Annotated in this window: 2 protein-coding genes and 1 pseudogene; 2 read left to right on the forward strand and 1 reads right to left on the reverse strand. The window is 68.7% G+C overall.

All coding sequences use genetic code 11. The features are described from left to right. Window positions 1–85: 85 nt before the first annotated feature. Both BST14_RS31800 and BST14_RS29950 read left to right on the forward strand, forming a co-directional pair. Window positions 86–265, forward strand: a pseudogene (locus tag BST14_RS31800) (hypothetical protein); the annotation flags it as partial. After that, window positions 187–408, forward strand: coding sequence for a hypothetical protein (locus BST14_RS29950; RefSeq protein WP_368731262.1), 222 nt, complete (start codon window positions 187–189; stop codon window positions 406–408). The pseudogene BST14_RS31800 and the gene BST14_RS29950, both read left to right, overlap by 79 nt. Before the next feature lie 38 nt (window positions 409–446). Here the strand turns inward: BST14_RS29950 and BST14_RS28025 are convergent, their stop codons facing one another. Further along, entirely contained in the window at window positions 447–1,292 is an 846-nt protein-coding gene (locus tag BST14_RS28025; RefSeq protein WP_083067481.1) for an MOSC domain-containing protein, read from the reverse strand. Between the last annotated feature and the right edge of the window lie 209 nt (window positions 1,293–1,501).

Below are 1,501 nucleotides of genomic sequence, written 5' to 3' on the forward strand. Positions count from 1 at the left end.
TCCGCATCCCCAAGCGCGCACAAACACATGAGGCAACGAATCCACCCTCGCGCGCATCTTGACGTGAGGCAACACGCAGGTCCCCGACAACCTCAGCAAGGCCCAGGCCTCCAGCCCGATCGACGAGTTGCAACGACGAACCGGTCGGGGCGCTTCGTGGCCATCGGTGCCGACGACGTCCGGCGATTGCTCGCCGGCCCGGACGCGGACACGGCGTTGGTGGTGGTCGAGGGCCGTGCCGCGGTCGTCGCGCCGGCGGATCTGACTTCGGATGACTACCGCGGCGCCCTGCGGGTCGCGACGCGCCGGGAACTGGTGCAGCGAGTCGGACACGAAGAGCCGTCCGATCGTGAATTGGCCGAGCAGGCCGAAGAACTCGACACGGCGGTGCGCAATCTGGGCGGCTGACGCCGCGGTGGCGGTGTGCCGCCGATGCGACGGCGGGTTTATCGCCCGACGGTGACGGCGTCACCGACGCGGATCACGCTGCTGGTGACCACGGCGAGGTAGACCCCCGCGCACGCCTGTTTGCCGTGACCGCCTGTGTCCAAACGGTTTTCGGCCGCGGGGATCCTAAGAGCCTGCGGAGCCCGTGGTAACGGTCCGTGCTCGAGCGTGGGCACCACGCAGCGGGACGTGGCCGTGAGGACGCGCAGCCGCGCCTCCCCGACGGCGATTTCGCCGCCCACCCAGTCGTTTTCGGCGTATGGCGGGTAATCGGGCGGCGTCGAGATCACCACATTCGGGCGGTAGCGCAGCGCCTCCACACCAATGTGCTCAAGCGTTGCACTCGTGATCGCGTGCAATGGCGCCTCGTCGGTGAACGACTCGCCCGGCGTGGCCGCAGCGATGCGCAGAATGCGGCCACCCACCTCGGCGTCCAGACCAAGCTCGAGCAGTTGCTCCGGATCGGGGCGCACCAGTGTCGCGCCGTCGGGGCGCTGGGCGATCAGTCGGACCGGCCGACCCGTCAACCGGGAGATCAGCTCGTCGACTGCGGGATCATCGGCGGCCACGTCGGTCCCATCGGGCAACTCGATGCGCACCCCCCGGGCGCCCGCGTGCGCGGAGCACGTCAGCAGGGCACGCCATAGCCGGGGATTCTTGGCGCTGGCCACGTGCCCGGTCTCACCGTCGAGCAGTGCCAATCGCCGGTCGCCGTCGGCACCGCGCTCGTCGACCGGCAGGCAATCGAGGCTCTCGCCGAGCATCGACTTCACCGGGTACCGAAGCAACGCCTGCACCCGCATCTGCACCGCGCCAGAAGCGCTGGGGGCAACCGACTTCTCCATGGGGCACCTCTCGCTAGTACTGCACACTGTGCCCGAAACCGCCTGGCGCTGCCAGTGATCAGGAGCCGCACGCGACCGGCGGCCCACCGGCCAAAGGGATGGTCGGTGAACCGTTGTGCTCGCGCGGATGGGCTAGTGTCCTGAGTCGTTAATTCGCCCGCTCTTGTTAGTATGGGTGATGCCGTCGCCGCATGCTGCCACGATCGTGT

It is taken from the genome of Mycobacterium arosiense ATCC BAA-1401 = DSM 45069 (genome assembly GCF_002086125.1).
Classification (GTDB): domain Bacteria; phylum Actinomycetota; class Actinomycetes; order Mycobacteriales; family Mycobacteriaceae; genus Mycobacterium; species Mycobacterium arosiense.